2 pseudogenes are annotated in these 1,089 nt (G+C 47.6%); both read right to left on the bottom strand.

Features of this window, described 5'->3' with window-relative positions:
* Positions 1-146: pseudogene (locus tag BG32_RS11300) on the bottom strand (ABC transporter permease); the annotation flags it as partial.
* A gap of 11 nt (positions 147-157) precedes the next feature.
* Positions 158-1,089: pseudogene (locus tag BG32_RS17170) on the bottom strand (ABC transporter permease); the annotation flags it as partial.

Genomic DNA, 1,089 nt, shown 5'->3' with positions numbered 1-1,089 from the left:
TTCCACCGTTGGTTTGCTCCTTCAAAAGGTAGAAGCAGCGGTTCAAAAAACAAAACCATTAGAAACAATCCAAGAAAGACAAGACCAATCATCCCCGATTTGACCCTTCTAAATTCTTGCCAGAACTCGCTGAATGATGATTTCATATCTCCAATTCTCATATTCTGCCACCAACCTTGATCCTGGGATCAAGAAGACCGTACACCAGATCGAGGAGAACAAGACCGCAAATATACAATCCAGTGGTTATCGCGAGATTTCCCATAAGGACCGGAACATCGTTCTGCTGAAGGGCAAACCAGAAGAGATTCCCCATCCCTGGCCAGTTGAAGATACCTTCAAAGACAATATTTCCTGACACAGAGGCAAGCAGTGCAAGAAGCGACATGGTGACGATTGGCGGGGCCGATGTTCTCATTGTGTGTCCGTAGAGAACCTTCCTTTCGGGGATGCCCCTTGCTCTTGCCGCCATTATATAGTCGTCCTGAAGAACTCCGAGAACGATATTTCGAGTGAGGAAGGCGCGCCCCCAAAATCCAATTACGACAAGAGTCATCACTGGAAGCGCCAAGTGATAGAGAGCATCTAAGAAGAATGTTATTCCCTCTGGAGGAGGCGTAGCATGAAGTCCGCCAGATGGAAATACTTTTAGTGTGTATGCGAAGAACATGATAAGTATCATACCTAACCACCACGACGCATGCCGAAGACCACCATGGTTCCTACCGAAGTACTTTTGTCCAGTAACCCTCCGGCCTTTTGAGCCTTCTTCAGGCCAAGCCATATTCCAATAAAGATGTCGACGAGCATCGCTGTGCTGAAAAGAACAAGGGTTCTTGGTATCTTCTCCGAAACTATCGACCAGACATCCCGATCGCCTGCTGCAGAGCGTATGGAACTCGATTTTCCAAGGTTGAAGGTCAGGGTTGACCAGGTTCGCCACACTATCCTTTCGAAGACGGGCTTGTCCAGTCTGTAAAGGGCATACTTTTCTGCCCTTCTCATTTCGATGAAGTCTTGAATCTGTTGGGAGCTTCGGTTATCTAGGGCCATCAATTCGCCTCTAATTTCCTCATCGATCTGTCCTCG

The sequence above is a fragment of the Mesotoga sp. HF07.pep.5.2.highcov genome (assembly GCF_003666285.1).
Lineage (GTDB): Bacteria > Thermotogota > Thermotogae > Petrotogales > Kosmotogaceae > Mesotoga > Mesotoga prima.
The sequence above is the reverse complement of the archived record's forward strand: the minus strand, read 5'-3'. Positions and strand labels throughout refer to the sequence as shown.